This window comes from Yersinia rochesterensis (genome assembly GCF_003600645.1).
Taxonomy (GTDB): Bacteria; Pseudomonadota; Gammaproteobacteria; order Enterobacterales; family Enterobacteriaceae; genus Yersinia; species Yersinia rochesterensis.
Map to the genome: position 1 here is coordinate 1,619,364 of NZ_CP032482.1, position 14,090 is coordinate 1,633,453.

The window sequence follows — 14,090 nt, forward strand, 5'->3', positions numbered from 1 at the left end:
CAGGAGTTTTTTAATGTCCAAACAACAGATCGGCGTTGTCGGTATGGCAGTGATGGGCCGTAACTTGGCGCTCAATATCGAAAGCCGCGGCTATTCCGTCTCTATCTTTAACCGTTCATCAGACAAAACCGATGAAGTAGTTGCTGAGAATCCAGGTAAAAATCTGGTGCCGAGTTACACCGTTGAAGAGTTTGTTGATTCACTAGAAAAGCCGCGCCGTATCCTGCTGATGGTGAAAGCGGGTGAAGCCACTGATAAAACGATTGCTTCACTGACGCCGCACTTGGATAAAGGCGACATTCTGATTGATGGTGGTAATACTTACTACAAAGACACCATCCGTCGTAATCGCGAACTTTCTGCACAAGGTTTTAACTTTATCGGTACTGGTGTTTCCGGTGGCGAAGAGGGGGCATTGAAAGGCCCATCCATCATGCCTGGTGGCCAGAAAGAAGCCTACGAGTTAGTTGCTCCTATTCTTGAGAAAATTGCTGCTCGTGCTGATGATGGCGATGCTTGTGTTGCGTATATTGGTGCAGACGGTGCGGGCCATTACGTTAAAATGGTTCACAATGGCATTGAATACGGTGACATGCAGTTGATCGCTGAAGCTTATTCTCTGTTGAAACAGTCTTTGGGCTTGAGCAACGAAGAGTTAGCAAGCACCTTTGCTGAGTGGAACAAAGGTGAACTGAACAGCTATCTAATTGATATTACTAAAGACATCTTTACCAAGAAAGATGAAGAAGGTAAATATCTGGTTGACGTTATTCTGGACGAAGCAGCAAATAAAGGTACCGGTAAATGGACCAGCCAAAGTTCTCTGGACTTAGGTGAGCCATTAACATTGATCACTGAGTCTGTGTTTGCTCGTTATTTGTCTTCCCTGAAAGATCAGCGTGTTGCGGCATCTAAAGTGCTCACTGGCCCGACAGTGAAGCCTTTCACTGGTGATAAAGCTGAGTTCATTGAGAAAATTCGTCGCGCATTGTATCTGGGTAAAATAGTTTCTTACGCGCAAGGTTTCTCTCAGTTGAAAGCGGCTTCCGAAGAAAATAACTGGAATCTGCATTACGGCGAGATTGCCAAGATTTTCCGTGCTGGTTGTATTATTTGTGCTCAGTTCCTGCAAAAAATCACTGACGCGTACGCAGAAAATGCGGATATCGCAAACCTGCTGTTGGCACCTTACTTCAAGCAAATTGCTGATGAATATCAGCAAGCGTTGCGTGATGTTGTGTCTTATGCGGTTCAAAACGGTATCCCAACACCAACATTCTCTGCGGCGATTAACTATTATGACAGCTACCGTTCAGCCGTACTGCCAGCTAACTTGATTCAGGCGCAGCGCGACTATTTCGGCGCACATACATATAAGCGTACAGATAAAGAAGGCGTGTTCCATACCGAGTGGATGGAATAATCTATTTAACGGCTACTGCGCTTTGCCATTCTGGGATTGCGCAGTGCTCGGACTCCTCACGTACTTCGTGTACGCTCCAGGTCACTCCGCGCTGGGCGCCCCCAGACTGCCTTTGCTCGCTACGCCTTGAATAGGTTTGCTATTAAGACAAACTTAGAAAGAACAGACAGTCGCTGATTTTAAAAGTTTGCCTTAATAAAAATGCCCTCGATGCTGAGTCGAGGGCGTTTTTTTGCCAGTAAGAGAACCAATAAGAAAATTACTTCTCGTGGCGTTCGCGCAGGCGGCCAATGACTTTGCTTAGATCTAAATCCTGATCTTGTAATAACACCAGCAAGTGATACATCAAATCCGATGCTTCATTTGTCAGTTCTTCACGATCATTCACCGTGGCAGCAAGGGCGGTTTCCACTCCTTCTTCCCCCACTTTTTGCGCGATACGCTTAGTGCCGCAGGCATACAGTTTTGCGGTGTAAGAACTGTCTGGATCTGCTGACTTACGTGATGCCAACAACTGCTCTAGTTGATATAGGAAACCCCAATCGCTGGCCGCTGGGGCGAAGCAACTGTTATTACCTAAATGGCAGGTTGGGCCGATAGGATTGACCAGAATCAGCAGGGTATCATTATCGCAGTCAGGGTAGATATTTACTACATTCAGGAAATGGCCGGAGCTTTCGCCTTTGGTCCATAAGCGCTGTTTAGTGCGAGAGAAGAAAGTGACTTTGCCGGTTTCTTCTGTCACTGCCAGCGCTTCTTTATTCATATACCCCATCATCAGAACTTCGCCGGATACGGCATGTTGAACGATGGCTGGCATCAGATTGTCGACTTTGTCCCAATCCAGTTGGTTAATTTGTTGTTCGCTTAACACACTCTTATCTCCACACCTTGTTCAGACAAATACTTTTTCAATTCGCCGATATTAATGATTTGCTTATGGAATACGGAGGCTGCTAGCGCACCATCGACATCTGCATCACGGAATGCTTCCAGAAAGTGTTCTGGTGTTCCGGCACCGCCAGAGGCGATTAACGGGACATTGCAGAGAGTTCGCATCTGTTTCAATTGGCGCAAATCATAACCGTTACGCACGCCATCTTGATTCATCATATTTAGCACAATCTCACCGGCCCCACGTAATTGAACTTCTTTTATCCAATCCTCGGTTTGCCAGGTGGTGGCTTTGGTCCGTTTTTCATCGCCGGTAAATTGATAAACTTGGTAACTGTCACTTTCTGCGTCATACCAAGTATCAATGCCCACCACAATGCATTGTACGCCATAGCGGTCGGCCAAGCGGGTAATTAACGTCGGATCAGCCAGCGCTGGTGAGTTGATGGAGATTTTGTCCGCACCGAAGGTTAGGATTTGACCGGCATCTTCCACACTCTTAATTCCACCTGCAACGCAGAATGGAATATCAATCACTTCCGCAACCCGTGATACCCAGCTTTTGTCGACCACTCGGCCATCAGAGGAGGCCGTGATATCGTAAAATACCAACTCATCAGCGCCTTCTTGTGCATAGCGTTGTGCCAGCGGCACGATATCACCAATGATTTCATGATTGCGGAACTGGACGCCTTTAACCACTTGGCCGTCTTTCACATCCAGACAAGGAATTATACGTTTTGCCAGCATGCAATCGCCTCCTTCACGTTAAATTTGCCGTCCAAGAGCGCGCGGCCCACGATCACGCCTTGTACACCACTGCCGCGCAAACGAGCAATATCATCCAGACAACCAATGCCACCGGAGGCCTGGAATGCCACTTGCGGGTAACGCTGGCACACTTCCTGATACAGCTCAACATTTGAGCCACTTAAGGTGCCATCGCGTGAGATGTCTGTACAGAGCACATGTTTTAGGCCGAAAGGTAGGTATTGTTCGACAATTTGCTCTAACGTGGCATCAGAATTCTCCTGCCAACCGCTGATTGCGACTTCTTTGCGGCCTGCATCATTGATACGCACGTCCAGCGCTAGCACAATGGCCTCGGCACCATAGCGTTCAAACCATTGCTGTACCATTTCCGGTTGTTTAACCGCGGTTGAACCCACAACAACGCGTGTTGCGCCAGCTTCCAGTAGTGCGACAACATCTTGCTCATTACGGATACCGCCGCCAACTTGCACCGGCACATCAACACCGGCCAGTAACTCACGTAATAATGGGATTTGGCGGGCTGCGGGGTCTTTAGCGCCAGTCAGATCAACCAAATGCAATACTTGAGCACCTTGCTGCTGATAATCCTGTAAGCGCGGTAACGGGTGATTGCCATAATCACGCTGTTGACCGTAATCGCCTTGATGCAAACGCACCACCTTGCCTTCGATCAAATCCAAAGCGGGAATAATCATGGTGCTTACATCTCCAAAAAGTTTTTCAGCAGTTGGGCTCCAGCCGCTCCGGAGCGTTCCGGATGAAACTGCACACCAAAGAAGTTGTCTTTTTCGACTGCGGCGGTAAACGGCTCGCCGTAATTGGCTTGGGCGATGGTATTTGGGCATATTGGCATTGCGTATCCGTGCACAAAGTAGAAATAAGTTCCGTCCGGGATACCGCGGAACAGATGATTTCCCGCCTGTGGCGTGATCTGGTTCCAACCCATATGCGGTAACGGTAAACCAAAGTCTGTCATCTGTTTTACCGGTGTATCGATAATGCCAAGCGTCTCAATCCCGCCGCTCTCTTCGCTGCTGGTTGCCAGCAACTGCATTCCGAGGCAAATACCCAGCACTGGCTGAGTGCAGCTTTTAATCAACTCGATAAGCTCGCGTTGCTTCAATTGCTCCATTGCTGCATGAGCGGTACCCACGCCAGGTAGAAACAGCTTATCGGCCCGCAGCACTATTTCCGGGTCGCGGCTGATAACCGGCGCATAACCTAAACGCTGCACCGCGTAGGTGACAGAGGAGAGGTTGGCGCAACCGGTATCCAGAATCACCACATCCATTACAGCACTCCCTTGGAACTTGGCAGGGTGTTGCCCTCAACACGGATTGCCTGGCGCAAAGTACGACCAAACACTTTAAACAGGCTTTCCACCCGGTGGTGATCATTGCGACCTTTGGTTTTCAGGTGCAGGGTGCAGGCCATGGCATAAGAGAGAGAGCGGAAGAAGTGCTCGACCATCTCAGTGCTGAGGTCGCCCACGCGCTGATAGTTAAATTCTGCTTTGTATTCCAAGTGTGGACGGCCGGAAATATCTAATGCACAACGAGCCAGACATTCATCCATTGGCAGCACAAAACCAAAACGCCCAATACCGCGTTTGTCACCCAGTGCGTTGTTAATAGCCTCACCCAGCGCCAGCGCAGTATCTTCCACGGTGTGGTGGTCATCAATGTACAGATCGCCACTGACCTGAATATCCATCCGGAAACCGCCGTGTGTTGCGATTTGGTCCAGCATATGGTCGAAGAAACCTACGCCGGTTTTGATCTTACTGCCGCCTTCTCGGTCCAGCCAGACATCAACATCAATGGCAGTTTCTTTGGTGACACGGTTAACGTGAGCATGGCGATCACGCTGGGTCAGTTGTTTGGCAATCTGTGACCAATTCAGCCCATCGCGCTGATACCGCAAGCCGCTGATACCCATGTTTTGCGCCAATTGCAGATCAGTCTCGCGGTCACCGATAACATAGCTGTTGGCGCTGTTCATCACACCTTCGGCCAGATAGTTTTCGACTAATACTGTTTTTGGCTTACGACAATCACAGTTATCTGCCGGTAAGTGCGGGCAAATCAAAACCTGTTCGAAATTGATCCCCTGAGAGCTGAAAATCTGCATCATTAGGTTATGTGGCGGATCAAAAGTTTCTTGCGGGAAACTGGCAGTGCCCAGCCCATCTTGATTAGTTATCATCACCAAACGATAATCTGCTTTTTGCAGTTCCAGCAATGCTGGAATGACGTCTGGCTCCAGCTCCAGCTTGTCCAGCCGATCAACCTGAAAGTCCGCTGGTGGCTCAGCAATCAGGGTGCCGTCTCTGTCAATAAAAAGAAATTTCTGGCTCATATCGTTTCCTTACGGAGGCTGGAGGTATTAGTGTTATTCGGGCTATCAACACCAGGTAAAGGAGCAAGGGCGGCAGCCACTCGCTCACATTCCTGGCGGGTACCTATCGTGATACGCAGGCAATTCGATAGGCTCGGTTGCTTGTTTTGGTCTCGCAAAATAATGCCCTGATCCCACAGTGTTTTGAACACACTGCTGGAGGCTGTGAATCGCGCTAATAAGTAGTTACTTTCACTGGTAAACACTTGTTCAACACAGGCGCAGTTTTGTAACGCATTTTGTAGCCATTCACGATTGGCTTTTACTTCGCTGACCCGTTGGCGCATTTGCTCAAGGCCCTGTGGGCTGAGCGCCTGTGCAGCAATATCCGCCACTGGCGTTGATAATGGGTACGGCGCAATCACTTTAAGCAGCAGTTGGATGATATCGCTGTTCGCTAACGTAAAGCCACAACGCAAACCGGCTAATGCAAAAGCTTTCGATAAGGTGCGCAAAATAACTAAATTCGGATAATCTTTTAGCCAACCGCTCACCGAGGCCTGTGGGCAGAACTCTATATAAGCTTCGTCGATAGCCACGATAGCGCGGCCTTGTGCTAGTTCCAGCACTGCGCGTAAGTCAGCCGGGTTGATCAAATTACCGGTTGGGTTATTCGGGCTGCAAATATAAATCAGTTTCACCCGATCTAAGCTTTCTTTAATCGCGGGCACATCTAATTGCCAATCTGTTTTGGTCTGCACTGTGCGAAGCTCAACACCAAAAGTTTCGGCACTGACAGCATACATACCATAGGTTGGCGGGCAGAACAGAATAGCATCCTGACCCGGCTCGCAGAAGGCGCGAATTAACAGCTCAATCCCTTCATCGGCCCCACGGCTGACTAAGACTTGGTCAGTTTCTAAACCGGCGTAAGCCGCATAGCGCTCGATAACCAATTTGGGCTGGCACTCGGGGTAGCGGTTAAAGGTTTGCGCCGTCAACTGGTATTCAGTGGCCAGCGGATATTCATTGGCATTGAGCCACACATCGCCATTACCGCCCAAGCGGCGGGCTGACATATAAGGGGTCAGTGCGCGGACATTGGCCCGGGCTAAATCAGTGACATTGGCAGAGTTACTCATGCTTGCTCCTTATTAGCGGCTGTCAGGGCAGCGACACGGAGGGTAACGGCGTTTTTGTGGGCGGTCAGTTGTTCAGCCTGAGCCAGCGTTTCAATGGTTGATGCCAGTCCCAGCAAACCTTGCGGGGTTAATTGCTGCACGGTCATGCGCTTAACAAAATCGGCTAGCCCTAAACTGGAATAGGTTGAGGTATAACCGTAAGTCGGCAATACGTGGTTGGTGCCAGAGGCATAATCACCGGCCGATTCTGGCGACCAGTCACCCATAAACACCGAACCGGCGTTATCGATCTGATCAATGATTTCTTCCGGCTGGCGGATTTGCAGAATCAAGTGTTCCGGCCCGTATTGATTGCTGATTTCAATACATTGCTGCAAGTCTTTAGTGATGATCAAGCGGCTGCTTTCCAATGCTTGACGGGCAATATCCGCACGCGATAACTGCTGGAGTTGGCGCTCAACTTCGACCGCAACGGCTTGAGCAATAGCGGCATCTGGCGTCAGTAAGACTACTTGAGAATCCGGCCCGTGCTCGGCCTGAGACAGCAAGTCAGCGGCAATAAACGCCGGTGTAGCGCCGCTGTCGGCGATAACCAATACTTCAGATGGGCCAGCCGGCATATCAATCGCCGCACCGTCCAAACGTTGGCTGACCTGACGTTTTGCTTCAGTGACATAAGCATTGCCCGGCCCAAAGATCTTATTCACTTTCGGCACTGACTCACTACCAAATGCCATCGCAGCAATCGCTTGCGCTCCGCCAATTTGGAACACTTCTTGAATGCCACATAATTGCGCGGCATACAGAATTTCATCGGCAATCGGCGGTGGGGAGCATAAAATCACGCGCTGGCAACCGGCAATACGCGCCGGAGTGCCAAGCATCAGCACGGTAGAAAGCAGCGGAGCTGAGCCGCCAGGAATATATAAGCCGACGGAGGCAATCGGGCGGGTGATTTGCTGACAGCGCACACCCGGTTGCGTTTCAACATCCACCACCGGCATTTTCTGCGCGTTATGGAAGATTTCAATATTACGCACCGCTTGCGCCATGGCCTGTTTGATGTCGTCACCCAAGCGCCCTGCGGCGGCGGCTATCTCATCGCGGCTGATGCGGATGTCAGCAACTTTAACCGTATCAAAACGTTGGCTAAAATCACGCAAAGCACTATCGCCCTCGATTTTCACCCGGTCAAGGATTTCACTGACTGTTGCGGTGATTCGCTCTGATGCATTAATAGCTGGGCGGCTCAACAGCGCTTTTTGCTGCTCTTCACTGCATTGCTGCCAGTTGATTAAGGTATTGAAATTCGTCGGCTGCATTCTTTACTCCATCATCTTTTCAATCGGCAACACCAGAATGGAGCTGGCACCCAGCGCTTTCAGTTTTTCCATGGTTTCCCAGAATAGGGTCTCGCTACTGACCATGTGCATCGCTACGCGGCTTTTGTCACCAGCCAGTGGCAGAATGGTCGGGCGCTCGGCACCCGGCAGCAGGGTGATGATTTCATCCAGGCGCTCACTTGGCGCGTGCATCATGATGTATTTGGATTCGCGCGCTTGAATCACACCCTGAATACGGGTCATCAGGCGGTCAATCAGCTGTTGCTTATCGGCTGGCATTTCGCCATCACGTTGAATCAGGCAGGCTTTAGAGCGGTAAATCACTTCAACTTCGCGCAGGCCGTTGGCTTCCAATGTGGCGCCAGTGGATACCAGGTCACAGATGACATCGGCTAAACCGGCACGTGGAGCCACTTCAACTGAGCCGTTGAGCAAGCAGGATTTGAAAGTTACCCCTTGTTTATCAAGATATTGTTTTAAAATGTGCGGGTAAGAAGTGGCGATGCGCTTATTTTGTAAACATTGCGGGCCGGTATATTCGGTATCCAGTGAGGCGGCCAGTGACAGGCGACAACCACCGAAATCCAGACGGCGTAAAGTGAAATAACGTGGGTCTTCACCTTGAGCACGGCGGCTCAGCAACTCTTCTTCCAGCACGTTTTCGCCAATAATCCCCAGATCAACCACACCATCCATCACTAACCCTGGGATATCGTCATCACGTACTCGCAGGATATCGATCGGCATGTTTTCCGCGAAAGCGATCAGGCGCTGTTGTTGTAAATTAATTTTAATTCCGCAGCGCGATAATAATTCGTGGCAATCGTCACTTAGGCGGCCTGATTTCTGCATCGCAATGCGTAAACGCGTTTTATCCAACATGGTAATCCTCTTAATCTATTAATTTATAAATCTAATTTATAAAATGGTGGGCAACAAAAAAGCCCTCGGAAGATAATCTTCCGAGGGCTTTCTCTATTGCGTTCTACCGCCACCTGGAAGATTCGTTAACCGTCTTCCAGCACACATCGGCCTGCAAGACTAGTCAGGATGATGGTGATGATGGTGATTAAATTGAACGCGATTCATAATAATTTCTCTATTTGGGATTTCTAACATAATTTCTGTCAATCAACGTAAACCATCTGACTAGTACCGCGCAACCTTTTTTTCACCTGATGATTTTATTTTACGGCGGTACACCACGTGCCATCTGCTGGCGCTGGTTTTATTTTTAGCGATTATCACTCTATTTGATGTCAGTTTAAGCAGGAAATTGTTACATATGGCGATTACGCCAACGAACAAAAACAGATTCATAATATCGAGCAATTATTAAGTTACATTAATTCTCGTAGGTTATTAGTATGGAGTGTGGCGGTATGAACCGGTCGAGGGCAATTGAGATGAAAAAAGTAGCCATTATTGGATTGGGCTGGCTGGGTATGCCGTTGGCGCAATCATTGGTTCGTCGTGGAATTGAGGTTGTGGGGAGTAAAACCACGCCGGATGGCGTCGAAGCCGTCAGAATGAGCGGGATTAATTGCTTTCAATTGCAACTCACCCCCGAGTTGATTTGTGACCCAGATGATTTGGCACAACTGATGACGGTGGATGCGCTGGTTATCACCTTACCCGCCAGCCGCACGGCTGACGGCGGGGCACAGTATTTTCAAGCGGTACAGATGGTGGTCGACAGTGCACTGGCGTTTGGTGTGCCGCGCATTATTTTTACCAGCTCGACCTCAGTGTATGGCGAAACTCGGGGCCGAATTAAAGAAAGTTCTCCACTGCAACCGGTGACCACAGCGGGTAAAACGCTGGCAGAACTTGAACTCTGGCTGCATAAATTACCGAATACTTCGGTGGATATTTTGCGTCTGGCGGGGTTGGTGGGGACTGATCGCCATCCGGGCCGTTTTCTGGCGGGTAAAACCAATGTGAAAGGTGGCTCGCAGGGGGTAAATCTGGTGCATCAGGAGGATGTGATATCCGCCATCGAACTGCTGCTTAACCTGCCCAGAGGCGGGCATATTTATAATTTGTGCGCGCCAATCCACCCACGAAAACGGGATTTTTATCCTGAATGCGCGCGCGCGTTACAACTGACTCCGCCCGAGTTTGCGCCTGAAGATATTGAAGAACCCATTCGCGAGATTGATGGCAGTAAGATTTGCAGTGAGTTGGGGTTTGAGTATCAGTACCCCGATCCAGCCAGAATGCCTTTGAATTAATGATACGGCTACTGCGCGTTTGTATTTTGGGCTTGAGCACTGCCCAAGCCCAAAATACTTTCGCTCGCTACGCCTCGAATGGATGGGCATTGAAAACATTACGAAATAAGGATCAATACCCAATCACCGCTTCTGATGAATATAAGTCAGGGCTAAGGCCAGCGCCAGAACCAACCCTTTGATGATATCCATTGCGTAGTAAGGTACTGACAGCATCACCAGCCCGTTTTGCAGCACACCAAGGATAACCGCGCCAATTAAGGTGCCGAAAGCATTGGGTTTGCCGGAACCCGCGAGTGAAAAGCCAATATAGGCGGCAGCAACGGCGTCCATCAGGTAACCACCACCGGCGTTGACTTGTGACGAGCCAATGCGTGATGCCAGTAAAATCCCGCCCAGTGCCGCTAGCAAAGATGAAAATACATAAGCCAACACCCGATAACGTACGGTACGGATGCCCGCCAGCCGCGCCGCTTCTGGGTTGCCACCAATGGCATACATCCGGCGACCATGCTTGGTTAATGACAAATACAACTGCACTACAATAGTCACCGCCAACATGATTAGCACGATAACCGGCACTTGACCCAGCGCTGAGAATATCTCAGGAATGACGCCCTCCGCCATATCGCCGCTCGGCAGCAACATATTCTGCGTGATAGAGCCGCCGTAGCTGTACGTCATCGCCACGCCCTGAATGACAAACAGACTGGCAAGGGTCGCCAGCATATCGGGGATCTTCAGCACCACAATCAGAAATGCGTTAAATAGCCCCACTAATGTACAAATGAGCAAGGTCAGGATAATTGCCCCAGTGGTGCCAAATCCGTACCAGACAAAGAGTGAGACCACGATGGCATTGGCCAGCGAAGCAGTCGAACCGACCGATAAGTCAAACCCCCCCACAGACAGGGAAATAGACACCCCGATAGCAATCACTGTCACTATGGCAATGGATCGCAATATATTGATGATATTGTTTGGGTCGAGGAAGTTATCTGAGGCCAGACCAAACAGCGCGATTAGCGCCACGACGGTGAGCAACATCCCCCATTTGTAGAGAAAATCAAACAACTGGTGACGCCATGGCTGCGCGTCCGGCAGGGGTATTTCTTTGCTCACTGAGGGGTTCCTCCGGTTGAAAATAGTAATAATGTTTCTTCATCGACATCTGCGGCGTTTAGCTCGGCAACAATTCGCCCATCCCACAACACACAGATACGAGAGCATAAACCGACCAATTCTGAGAATTCACCGGATGCATAAATAATGCCTTTTCCCTGTTGCGCTAACCCGTCAATCAGATTGAACAGATCCTGTTTGGCTTTGATGTCCACACCTTTGGTTGGCTCATCAAAAATCAATACCTGCGCATCGCCGCGCAACCATTTGCCGATCGCCACTTTCTGCTGATTCCCCCCCGACAAGCGGGCGAGTTTTTGCTGCGGCGAAGAAGTTCGCACCCCCAAGCGCGCAATCAACTCTTTGGCCCAACTCAACTCTTGGCGGCGGCTAAAAATACTCCAGCGGGAAAAACTGTCATCAGCGGCCACACTCAGGTTCATTGGGATACCTTCGTGGATAAAAATACCTTCTTTGCGCCGTTCTTCGGGCACTAAAGCTAGCCCCTGCTCGACGGAGCGATCCGGTGAACGCGGTTTCCAAGGTTTGCCCTGTAATTCACCCTGATCAACACGGCTGGGCGTAGCACCAAACAATGCTTTGCACAATTCGGTTTTTCCCGCGCCAGCTAACCCGGCAATCCCTAATATTTCCCCTTCATGCAATGTCAGGGAAATATCGCGTAATTTGTGTTGGTCATGTAACCCACTGACAGACAATAATATTTTTTCACTAAATGCCGTTCGTCGGGGTGGGAAAATATCATCCAAAGTGTGGCCGAGCATCTTTTCGACAATTTGCTCACCACTCAGGTCACCCATTGCATCATGGCTGACTTTGCGACCATCGCGTAATACGGTCAATTGATCGCAAATTTCGCGCAATTCATGGATGCGGTGCGAAATGAACACAATGGCTATTCCTTCGGATTGCAAGCGGCGCACCACTTTAAACAGACGCGCACTCTCTTCTTGATCCAAGGGGGCGGTGGGTTCATCCAGAATGAGAAAACGGCATTGATGGGAAAGGGCGCGGGCCAATAGAACCTGTTGTTTCTCCGCCAATGTGCAAGATTCCAACCGCTGGCGCACATTCAACTTGAGGTCAAGCTGCCCGAGTAGCGCTTCTGCCTGGCGATAAAGTTGTGGCCAATTAAACAGATGCCCCTGTTCCGCTAGCGTATCCAGCATAATATTTTCCGCCACAGACAGGGTAGGGATCAGTGCGACATCAACCTCTTGCTGAACCACATGGATACCGTGCTGCTTTGCCTGACGGGGGGAGTGAATGTCTATCTGCTGGCCATCAATATAGATCTCGCCGCGATAGTGATTGTGAGCGCCGGAAAGAATCGCCATCAGCGTCGATTTCCCTGCACCATTAGCCCCGACTAGCGCATGAGTAGACCCACCTTCCAGTGTGAAATCAACTTGTTGTAGGGCATGGAATCCAGAAAATGAGATAGATATATTCCGCATCTCAAGGCGGGAGGATGAGGTGATACTGGACATAAATTTCTATCACTGCCCTATGAAGTATTTTGACGGAATAGGCAGTCAATAATGCTGCGGTAGACTTCTTTTTAACACAATTTCCATTATTCGCAACAAACTAAAATAGTTAAGGTATATCAAAAAGTTATTAAACATTGGCAACTTAGCCTTTAAGATGAGAAAAATACTGATGAGATCATCCTTTAAAAGGAACGCGCCATGAGCACGAACGCAATCCGAGTGCAGGTGGGGCCTGCCAACTATTTTTCTTTTCCAGGCGCTATCGAAAAGCTGAGCGAGTTTTATCCTCAAGCAACATTGGAAAATGCGCTGTGGATCTATGGTGAGCGCGCCTTGGCGGCGGCCAGTGATTATCTGCCAGCGGCTTTCCATGGGCCACAAGCGGTACGAGCTTTATTTTCCAGTCATTGCAGTGAATCTACTGTTGCTGATTTAGTGAAGGCTGCGGGCAGTGACCGACAAGTGGTGATCGGTATTGGCGGTGGTGCAGTATTGGATACGGCCAAGGTGGTGGCGCGTAAACTTGGCTTGCCGCTGGTAGCTATTCCCACGATCGCGGCAACCTGCGCGGCCTGGACACCACTTTCCGTGTGGTATAACGATGCCGGGCAAGCGCTAAATTTTGAAATATTTAAAGATTCCAACCAGTTGGTGTTAGTAGAACCGCGTATTATTTTGCAGGCACCAGTGGAATATCTATTGGCGGGAATTGGCGATACATTGGCGAAATGGTACGAAGCGGTGGTGCTAAGCCCGCAACCGGAAACATTGTCTTTGACCGTTCGTTTGGGTTTACAGGCCGCGCTGGACATTCGCAATGTGCTGCTCAAACAGAGCGAATCTGCATTACAGGCGGTGGAGCAGGGGGAACTAACGCAAGATTTCCTTGATGTAGTGGATGCGATTATTGCCGGTGGCGGTATGGTCGGTGGGCTGGGCGAGCGCTATACCCGCGTTGCGGCGGCTCATGCAGTACACAATGGTCTGACACTGCTGCCCCAGACCGAGCATTTCCTGCATGGCACCAAAGTTGCCTATGGAATTTTGGTTCAAACAGCCCTGCTGGAGCAAGATGAAGCACTGCAATCACTGATTGTGGCGTTTAATAAATTAGGTTTACCAACGCATTTGGCTGCGCTGGATGTTGATATTAATGACCGTGATGCTATTGAGCGTGTGATTAGTCGAATTCTGAAGCCGAGCGAGTCAATTCATTATCTGCCTGTTGAGCTGAGTTCAGACAAAATATGGACAGCAATTGAGCGGGTAGAAATTGCCGCTCAGCACTGATACAGCATAGAAATAGC

14 protein-coding genes and 1 other annotated feature are annotated in these 14,090 nt (G+C 49.7%); of the genes, 3 read left to right on the forward strand and 11 right to left on the reverse strand.

Annotated elements, in window-relative coordinates:
* The first annotated feature begins 13 nt into the window (after nt 1–13).
* Entirely contained in the window at nt 14–1,423 is a 1,410-nt protein-coding gene (gene gndA, locus DXZ79_RS07650; protein WP_120011192.1) for an NADP-dependent phosphogluconate dehydrogenase, read from the forward strand.
* A 259-nt stretch (nt 1,424–1,682) separates the two neighbouring features.
* Here the strand turns inward: gndA and hisIE are convergent, their stop codons facing one another.
* From hisIE to hisL, 9 genes are all read right to left on the reverse strand, one after another.
* Entirely contained in the window at nt 1,683–2,297 is a 615-nt protein-coding gene (gene hisIE / locus DXZ79_RS07655) for a bifunctional phosphoribosyl-AMP cyclohydrolase/phosphoribosyl-ATP diphosphatase HisIE (RefSeq protein WP_038634266.1), read from the reverse strand.
* Entirely contained in the window at nt 2,291–3,067 is a 777-nt protein-coding gene (hisF, locus tag DXZ79_RS07660) for an imidazole glycerol phosphate synthase subunit HisF (protein ID WP_038634263.1), read from the reverse strand. The genes hisIE and hisF overlap by 7 nt, the downstream gene beginning before the upstream one ends.
* On the reverse strand, nt 3,049–3,786 hold the full coding sequence (gene hisA, locus DXZ79_RS07665; RefSeq protein WP_038634260.1) for a 1-(5-phosphoribosyl)-5-[(5-phosphoribosylamino)methylideneamino]imidazole-4-carboxamide isomerase: 738 nt from the start codon (nt 3,784–3,786) through the stop codon (nt 3,049–3,051). The genes hisF and hisA overlap by 19 nt, the downstream gene beginning before the upstream one ends.
* 5 nt (nt 3,787–3,791) lie before the next feature.
* The gene (gene hisH / locus DXZ79_RS07670) at nt 3,792–4,382 is read right to left on the reverse strand and encodes an imidazole glycerol phosphate synthase subunit HisH (RefSeq protein WP_038634257.1); all 591 of its coding nucleotides are present in this window, start codon (nt 4,380–4,382) and stop codon (nt 3,792–3,794) included.
* Nucleotides 4,382–5,449 (reverse strand): bifunctional histidinol-phosphatase/imidazoleglycerol-phosphate dehydratase HisB, encoded by a 1,068-nt coding sequence (gene hisB / locus DXZ79_RS07675; protein ID WP_050291645.1) that lies wholly within the window; start codon nt 5,447–5,449, stop codon nt 4,382–4,384. Before hisB ends, hisH begins: the two co-directional genes overlap by 1 nt.
* On the reverse strand, nt 5,446–6,570 hold the full coding sequence (hisC, locus tag DXZ79_RS07680) for a histidinol-phosphate transaminase (protein ID WP_038634252.1): 1,125 nt from the start codon (nt 6,568–6,570) through the stop codon (nt 5,446–5,448). Before hisC ends, hisB begins: the two co-directional genes overlap by 4 nt.
* Nucleotides 6,567–7,892, reverse strand: a complete 1,326-nt coding sequence (gene hisD / locus DXZ79_RS07685; RefSeq protein WP_038634249.1) for a histidinol dehydrogenase — start codon at nt 7,890–7,892, stop codon at nt 6,567–6,569. The genes hisC and hisD overlap by 4 nt, the downstream gene beginning before the upstream one ends.
* A 3-nt stretch (nt 7,893–7,895) precedes the next feature.
* On the reverse strand, nt 7,896–8,795 hold the full coding sequence (gene hisG, locus DXZ79_RS07690) for an ATP phosphoribosyltransferase (protein WP_004388789.1): 900 nt from the start codon (nt 8,793–8,795) through the stop codon (nt 7,896–7,898).
* A gap of 53 nt (nt 8,796–8,848) precedes the next feature.
* Nucleotides 8,849–8,979 (reverse strand) — a sequence feature (His leader region).
* Nucleotides 8,955–9,002 carry a his operon leader peptide gene (gene hisL / locus DXZ79_RS07695; protein ID WP_002231208.1) on the reverse strand — a complete coding sequence of 16 codons (48 nt, stop codon included), beginning with the start codon at nt 9,000–9,002 and terminating at the stop codon, nt 8,955–8,957. Its footprint overlaps the feature before it by 25 nt.
* A 317-nt stretch (nt 9,003–9,319) precedes the next feature.
* Here hisL and DXZ79_RS07700 point away from each other — a divergent pair, with 317 nt between their 5' ends.
* A complete protein-coding gene (locus DXZ79_RS07700; protein ID WP_038634244.1) occupies nt 9,320–10,147 on the forward strand; it encodes an SDR family oxidoreductase in 828 nt (275 codons plus the stop codon).
* Nucleotides 10,148–10,270: 123 nt separating this feature from the next.
* Here the strand turns inward: DXZ79_RS07700 and DXZ79_RS07705 are convergent, their stop codons facing one another.
* Both DXZ79_RS07705 and DXZ79_RS07710 read right to left on the reverse strand, forming a co-directional pair.
* Complete coding sequence (locus tag DXZ79_RS07705; protein WP_050291646.1) at nt 10,271–11,269, reverse strand: ABC transporter permease; 999 nt, start codon at nt 11,267–11,269, stop codon at nt 10,271–10,273.
* A complete protein-coding gene (locus DXZ79_RS07710; RefSeq protein ID WP_038634239.1) occupies nt 11,266–12,780 on the reverse strand; it encodes a sugar ABC transporter ATP-binding protein in 1,515 nt (504 codons plus the stop codon). Before DXZ79_RS07710 ends, DXZ79_RS07705 begins: the two co-directional genes overlap by 4 nt.
* A 201-nt stretch (nt 12,781–12,981) precedes the next feature.
* Between DXZ79_RS07710 and DXZ79_RS07715 the strand changes: the two genes are divergently transcribed.
* Nucleotides 12,982–14,073, forward strand: coding sequence for an oxidoreductase (locus tag DXZ79_RS07715; protein ID WP_120011193.1), 1,092 nt, complete (start codon nt 12,982–12,984; stop codon nt 14,071–14,073).
* The last annotated feature ends 17 nt before the right edge of the window (nt 14,074–14,090 follow it).

What these genes read in the sequence shown, in the direction of transcription:
- hisC (WP_038634252.1), bottom strand. Translation starts at nt 6,570, where the DNA reads ATGAGTAACTCTGCCAATGTCACTGATTTAGCCCGGGCCAATGTCCGC.
- DXZ79_RS07700 (WP_038634244.1), top strand. Translation starts at nt 9,320, where the DNA reads ATGAAAAAAGTAGCCATTATTGGATTGGGCTGGCTGGGTATGCCGTTG.
- DXZ79_RS07710 (WP_038634239.1), bottom strand. Translation starts at nt 12,780, where the DNA reads ATGTCCAGTATCACCTCATCCTCCCGCCTTGAGATGCGGAATATATCT.
- gndA (WP_120011192.1), top strand. Translation starts at nt 14, where the DNA reads ATGTCCAAACAACAGATCGGCGTTGTCGGTATGGCAGTGATGGGCCGT.
- hisD (WP_038634249.1), bottom strand. Translation starts at nt 7,892, where the DNA reads ATGCAGCCGACGAATTTCAATACCTTAATCAACTGGCAGCAATGCAGT.
- hisF (WP_038634263.1), bottom strand. Translation starts at nt 3,067, where the DNA reads ATGCTGGCAAAACGTATAATTCCTTGTCTGGATGTGAAAGACGGCCAA.
- hisA (WP_038634260.1), bottom strand. Translation starts at nt 3,786, where the DNA reads ATGATTATTCCCGCTTTGGATTTGATCGAAGGCAAGGTGGTGCGTTTG.
- hisG (WP_004388789.1), bottom strand. Translation starts at nt 8,795, where the DNA reads ATGTTGGATAAAACGCGTTTACGCATTGCGATGCAGAAATCAGGCCGC.
- hisH (WP_038634257.1), bottom strand. Translation starts at nt 4,382, where the DNA reads ATGGATGTGGTGATTCTGGATACCGGTTGCGCCAACCTCTCCTCTGTC.
- hisB (WP_050291645.1), bottom strand. Translation starts at nt 5,449, where the DNA reads ATGAGCCAGAAATTTCTTTTTATTGACAGAGACGGCACCCTGATTGCT.
- DXZ79_RS07715 (WP_120011193.1), top strand. Translation starts at nt 12,982, where the DNA reads ATGAGCACGAACGCAATCCGAGTGCAGGTGGGGCCTGCCAACTATTTT.